Raw genomic sequence first — 5,782 nt, forward strand, 5'->3', positions numbered from 1 at the left:
CAGATGACCATCCACGGCAAGCGCGAGGGCTTCACCCTGGCCGACTTCCGCGCCTGCGCCCAGTCCGCCATGCTCAAGCGTGGGCGCGACAAGGTGATCCTGGAGGAAGTGATCGAGACCGTGCGGCAGTGGCCGGCATTTGCAGAGCAGGCTGGGCTGAGCGAATTGCAGACCGAACAGATCGCGCGGGCGCATCGGCTGCAGTTTGCCAGTGTCGGATAAGTCTCCATTCATCAAGGATGGATCGATCGTCCATCGAGCCGCATGCCAAATAAAACAACGCAGGTGTTGAATGTACAACAAACAACCTGTAGCTTGTTTTTTAGGTTTTCAACGCAGAGGTTGAGTCCTCATGGACATCATACGAGTGCCGGAGCAAGTCGGTACGGTGCTGAGGGCTGCCCGCGTGCAACAGGGGATGACGCAGGCAGAGGTGGCTGAAAAGATTGGGGTATCACCTCAAGCCATGTCGCGCCTGGAAAAAAATGCAGGACGCGCTTCGTTCGACCGCATTCACCGCCTTTGCTTGTTGCTTGGTTTGGAGGTGGTGCTGAGGCCAAGGGGGCATCCTGGGACACAAAAGAACCTGCGGTATGAGGAGTGGTAAGTCATGCCTCCCCGTGTCGTCAAAGCGCTCGATATCTGGATGAACGGACACCGCGTGGGGCGGTGGGATCGAGGCGGTGCGGGGGCGGATCGTCTCACCTACGATTCAGCGTGGATCGCGGCATCCAGTGGCCGCCCTCTATCTTTGTCCTTGCCGGTCACCTTCGGTCACGGACCAAGCGCACCCGTGCCCATTCGTGGCGATGTTGTTACGTCCTATTTTGACAATCTTATTCCTGACAACGAGCGCATCCTGCAGCGGATGCGCGAGCGCTACGGTACGCGTTCAACCACCGCATTCGATCTGCTGAGTGCCGTTGGTCGGGACTGTGCCGGGGCCGTGCAGCTCGTCCCGGCAGGTGAGGCGCCCAACGATGTGAAGGTTATCGAATGCCAGCCTCTGGATGAGGCAGGGGTCGCCCAGCTTCTCCGGGATCTTCCTGCGACAGATCGATGGACGCGCGAGGAAACCGAGGCCTTTCGCCTGTCGATTGCGGGCGCGCAAGAGAAGACCGCATTGCTTCTCCATGAGGGAAACTGGTGTATTCCCCAAAGATCCACGCCGAGCACGCATATCTTCAAGTTGCCCCTTGGGCGGGTGGCCAACATGCAGGCCGACATGAAAGATTCGGTCGAGATCGAGTGGCTGTGCATGCAGCTGGCTGGCGCGTTGGGTTTGCCCGTGGCAAATACTGAAATAGGTTGCTTCGAAGATCAGAAAGCCCTGATCGTGGAACGCTTCGACCGCAAATTATCCAGTGACGGCACCTGGTGGCAGCGCATCCCACAAGAAGACTTCTGCCAGGTCTTTGGACTGCCTCCAACGCTCAAGTACGAGGCCGATGGAGGGCCGGGCATTCAAGGCATCATGGACAGATTGCAGGGTTCGGAACGGCCCGAGCAAGACCGCGCTACATTTTTCCGGGCGCAGATCGTTTTTTGGCTCATGGGGGCCACCGATGGCCATGCAAAAAATTTCAGTATTCACCTCATGCCAGGTGGCTGCTATCAGCTGACGCCGTTGTACGACATCCTGTCCACGTATCCGGTACAGGGCACAGGGGCGAATCATCTGGATTCGCGCAGGGCCAAATTGGCCATGGCCGTCCGAAGCAAGCATGCACACTATCTGCTTCACGACATCCATCGCTGGCATTGGATTTCGATGGCGGAAAAATTGGGTCTACAGGGAGCGGGAAAGATGATCGATGAACTGGTTCATCAGGTTCCTGAAGCCATGGATAGCCTCTCGGACCGGTTGCCAGCGGGCTTTCCCTCGTACGTGTTCGAGACGATAAACACAGGCATGACGGAGGCTGCAAAGCGTATCGCGAGAGAACCGGACAGGCGCAGTTGAAGAAGGATGACGCCAGGTGCGGAGGTGTCCGTCCCGAAAAATTATCCCTGACAGCGTTTTTCCCAAAGGGGTTGATGGGCAGCCATTGGCTGCGCATGTGTGCATCCGTGGGTCTCAATTTCACCCAGCTTCGCCGCCGTGCGATGACATTGCTGGACACCATGCACAACGCACTGCCCGAGGTCGCTCGGGATCTTCCCTTGGACGACGATGCGCCTTTGGTAAAGCACGTCCATACCAACGTATCGACCTGTTGCACATGGCTGCGAGAGCGCATGCATCAATCCCTAACGTGATCCGATGAAAACATCATCGAGCGCGCCTCAAGGAACGTGGTACAACGGAAATTGTCACTGGCACCTTTTCTCGTACTGGTAATGCGCCAGCTGGACCTGCCCATGGCCTAACTGGAAGAACAATTCCGCCGCATGCTGTTCATCGTGGTCGCTGCGCAACCAGGACGACCACGTCAAGAACATCGCCTTCCTGATGAATCCGCGGGGCGCATGGTCTCTGTCCACCGCTTTCGACGCGACCTACAGCTACAACCCCAACGGCGCCTGGACCGCTACCCACCAGATGACCATCAACGGCAAGCCGAAAAAGCGGTCTGAGGGAATTAAATCGGCTTAACTGCCTCCGTCCTCTTTAATTTGGTTGGCGGATTTACGGCCCAGTATGGCTTCTCATCTTATAGGGCAGGGACACCCACTTCCGAAAGTAGCCGATATGCTGGGTCGTAAAAGCTTGGCGCCCGACTTGGGTCCTCGTCGCTTCCTTCCGGCACGACAATCACCATGCCTTGTCGAGCCCGAGTCAGCAGCACCCGATACGCATTGAGGAGGTAACGCTGGCGAATATCCTTTCGGACGTGCTCCCAACGATTTCCCTTGAACCCGAAGTAGTCCCATTGCCCAGCATTGTGCCGCAAGTCGCCGTCCCATACGACACATGTCCAGTCGAGTTCGAGCCCTTGGATCTGGAATTCCGTTGCAACATCTTCTAGATAGTAGGAAGACCTCACGTCACTCTTGTTTTCGAGGAACCAGCGGACTGGATCGACCTTGACGCGGACGTCGATTGCGTGCGGTTTTAGCCTTTGCGCTTGGGACGAGACGACGATTCCGTAGCGTTCGCTACCACGGGCCCGCTGACGCAACCAAGCCTTGGCGGCGGAGAGGCTGCGAGTCAAGCGGATCGGGAAGTTCGGCAAGATCTCCGACAGCGCTTCGCGTGCCGCGCCTATTTCCAGCGCAAGCAGGCAGTTGACAAATTCTGAGACACGCTCCGAGCGGAACGATCGCATTGAAGCAGCAAGGTGGAGGGCCTCGTCCCAGCGGACACGTGGGTTGTTTTCGAGCGCGTGCAGTTCATCCTCGGCGTTGTATTCGATTTCGCGCAATCGCGGTGAGAGATACACGGACCAGTCGTCAAAGCGCTTGCGTATTGCCGTGAGCCATTCGCTGATCCCGGCTTCGCCGGTGTTGATCTCTTGGCCGCTTCCCACGAGGCATACGACAACAGCCCAATCGCGATGGCGATCCAGACATGAGACCAGAAACGCAGGTTCGGACTGATCAAATCCCTCAACGCCTTTCTTGCGACTCATGAAGCTGGTCGTCTGGTGCAGGTCCCATGCGCGCTGGGCCTCGTCGAACAGAGCGATGTGCTCGATCGGCGCCTCCGCACTTGCGAGACAATCATCTCGAAAGTGATGCACGTTCTGGATGAATTGTTTGACCGCGCTACGAGCCTGTCCGATGCGCAGAGTTTTCTTCATTGTCCGTGCCCGAACTACCTGATCCCTAGCGAGGGCTTCGTGAAGGACGCTAACGAGGGGGCCGTTCCCGGATAGATAAACACTGTAGAGGCTGTCATCTTCATCGTTATGCCGGTTGGCGATGTCCAGGCCAACTAGTGTTTTCCCTGCTCCGGGTACGCCGGTCACGAAGAAGATCGCCTTTTCTCTGCGCTCACGTACTTCGGCGATCAGGTGGGAGAGTCGGTTCGAGGTTACCGAGAGGTTTTCGGCACCAGCATCGTTGCGTGAGATTTCCTTGACCGAGTGGCCTGCATACAGCGCACGCGCCGCTTCGACAATGGTTGGCGTTGGATGATAGTGGCCATCTTGCCAGACGACCGGATCAATCGACTTTCGCGGGAAGTGCTCGAGCCCCATCTGGATGGCGTCAGCTAGACCAAGTGCGCCGCAGGTGATGGGCATCACAACATCGTCTTCGTGGGGTCCGGCGGTGATGCAAGGCAAGACCCCGCTTGCTTTGGTTGCAACAAGAACGGGGACAATCGGAATATGGTGGCTGGCGTCGTGAAAATTCTTCAGATCGAGCGCGTAATCCCAGACTTGATCAATCGCATCACTCGAAAAAGTGTTGGCGCCTACCTTGAATTCGATGACGAAAAGGACGTGCTCGAGCACGAGGATGGTGTCCGCCCGACGGCCCAATCGCGGGATGTCATATTCGAAAAAAAGCGCACCAACCGATACGGCATAGGGATGAAGCAAACCTTTCAATATCGAGATTTGCTCCAACCAGGCGGCCTTTTGGCTCGGCTCGTCAGCAAATCCAGACCAGCGCGCCAGTGCTCCGAAAATGGAATCCGGATCTTCCTCAAGGAATTGGCTGATTGGTGCCCCATATCCCCAACGCTTGCGCAACGTTGTTTGTTCCATTGTTCGGCCAGCATTGATCTACCCTGCCCAGGTTAGCGCAAGCAGGGGCCTCATTCACTCACTTAAAAACGGTTCCGGTTGACTTGCGCCCGATGGGATCGAGGCTCAGGAAAAAATCGTCTCATCGATGATCGCCTTCAGGTCAGCCCCACCTCCCCGGCCGCCTTGGCGATGGCCGAGTCATCGGAGTTCAGCTGCAGCTGCTCGGTGGCACCTTGATGAAGCTTGCGGACCCGGAGAGGTGCCCATGGTCTTGGCCGCGGGTGCCCCGCTGCGTGCGGTGTTGCCAGCCTGGCAACATTCGTCGCCGAAAAGGCAGCCCACGGCATCTGGGCGTTGCCTGCTCCGCTAATTTCAGACAAGGCATGAAGTGAAATGAACGACCGTCGCTGATTTCCCGCAAGGCCGAAAAGAGAACATGGTGTCAGGGATCGTTTACGTCCCAGCTTGCCGGGCCTTATTTGCCGCCGTAGCTTGCCTCGTCTTCGTTGATGCGCGGTTCCGTATTCAGATGCAGATGGTCGCGTATCCAGGCGGCAAAGGCGTCCTCGGCCAGTGAGCCTTCGGCCAGGGCAAGCATGTTGACGTATTTCTCTTCGTCGCTGGCGACGAGTTCGGCGTGGTTAAGGGCCAGGAATACGCGGTAGGCCACATGCGCTGTGCGCTTGTTGCCGTCGACGAAGGGGTGGTTGCGGGCCAACGCGTACGCCAGTGCTGCGGCCAGGCTGGCGAGGTCCGGCGACGGGTCGCCGTCGGCATGCATCTGTTGCGGGCGGGCGAGGGCGGATTCCAGTAGCGTTTCATCACGCACGCCGTTGCCGCCGCCGTGCTCGGCGAGCTGGCGGTCGTGGATGGCCAGGGCCAGGGTTTTTTCGATCCACACGATCATGATGGCCGGCCGTTACTGCGCCAGCTTGTGCAGAACCTGGCGGTCCTCGCGCATGATTTCCTCGGCCACGTCCATCTGCGCGGCGAGCTTGGGGTCGTAGGCGGTCAGGCGGATGCCGTCCGGGGTTTCCACGGCGTACAGTTCGTCGCCCTTTTGCAGGCGCAGGCGGGTGAGCAGTTCCCGGGGCAGGATCACGCCGGCGGAGTTGCCGATGGTGGTGATCTTCAGCTTCATGGGG

The 5,782-nt window shown here is 58.1% G+C and carries 5 protein-coding genes and 1 pseudogene; 3 read left to right on the top strand and 3 right to left on the bottom strand.

Going from position 1 to position 5,782, the window contains the following annotated elements; all coding sequences use genetic code 11:
• From PF446_RS14105 to PF446_RS14115, 3 genes and pseudogenes are all read left to right on the top strand, one after another.
• Positions 1-222: pseudogene (locus PF446_RS14105) on the top strand (hypothetical protein); the annotation flags it as partial.
• A 130-nt stretch (positions 223-352) separates the two neighbouring features.
• Positions 353-607, top strand: coding sequence for a helix-turn-helix transcriptional regulator (locus tag PF446_RS14110; RefSeq protein ID WP_298072699.1), 255 nt, complete (start codon positions 353-355; stop codon positions 605-607).
• Between the two features lie 3 nt (positions 608-610).
• Positions 611-1,963, top strand: coding sequence for a type II toxin-antitoxin system HipA family toxin (locus PF446_RS14115; protein WP_298072701.1), 1,353 nt, complete (start codon positions 611-613; stop codon positions 1,961-1,963).
• A gap of 691 nt (positions 1,964-2,654) precedes the next feature.
• On the opposite strand, the gene PF446_RS14120 is transcribed toward PF446_RS14115, so the two are convergent.
• The 3 genes from PF446_RS14120 to PF446_RS14130 form a co-directional block, all read right to left on the bottom strand.
• A complete protein-coding gene (locus tag PF446_RS14120; RefSeq protein ID WP_298072703.1) occupies positions 2,655-4,640 on the bottom strand; it encodes a DUF2075 domain-containing protein in 1,986 nt (661 codons plus the stop codon).
• A gap of 472 nt (positions 4,641-5,112) precedes the next feature.
• Positions 5,113-5,544 carry a type II toxin-antitoxin system death-on-curing family toxin gene (locus tag PF446_RS14125; RefSeq protein WP_298072705.1) on the bottom strand — a complete coding sequence of 144 codons (432 nt, stop codon included), beginning with the start codon at positions 5,542-5,544 and terminating at the stop codon, positions 5,113-5,115.
• Positions 5,545-5,556: 12 nt separating this feature from the next.
• A complete protein-coding gene (locus PF446_RS14130; protein ID WP_298072707.1) occupies positions 5,557-5,778 on the bottom strand; it encodes an AbrB/MazE/SpoVT family DNA-binding domain-containing protein in 222 nt (73 codons plus the stop codon).
• Positions 5,779-5,782 lie beyond the last annotated feature (4 nt).

This window comes from Oleiagrimonas sp., from assembly GCF_027858935.1.
Classification (GTDB): Bacteria; Pseudomonadota; Gammaproteobacteria; order Xanthomonadales; family Rhodanobacteraceae; genus Oleiagrimonas.

What these genes read in the sequence shown, in the direction of transcription:
- PF446_RS14130 (WP_298072707.1), bottom strand. Translation starts at nt 5,778, where the DNA reads ATGAAGCTGAAGATCACCACCATCGGCAACTCCGCCGGCGTGATCCTG.
- PF446_RS14110 (WP_298072699.1), top strand. Translation starts at nt 353, where the DNA reads ATGGACATCATACGAGTGCCGGAGCAAGTCGGTACGGTGCTGAGGGCT.
- PF446_RS14115 (WP_298072701.1), top strand. Translation starts at nt 611, where the DNA reads ATGCCTCCCCGTGTCGTCAAAGCGCTCGATATCTGGATGAACGGACAC.
- PF446_RS14125 (WP_298072705.1), bottom strand. Translation starts at nt 5,544, where the DNA reads ATGATCGTGTGGATCGAAAAAACCCTGGCCCTGGCCATCCACGACCGC.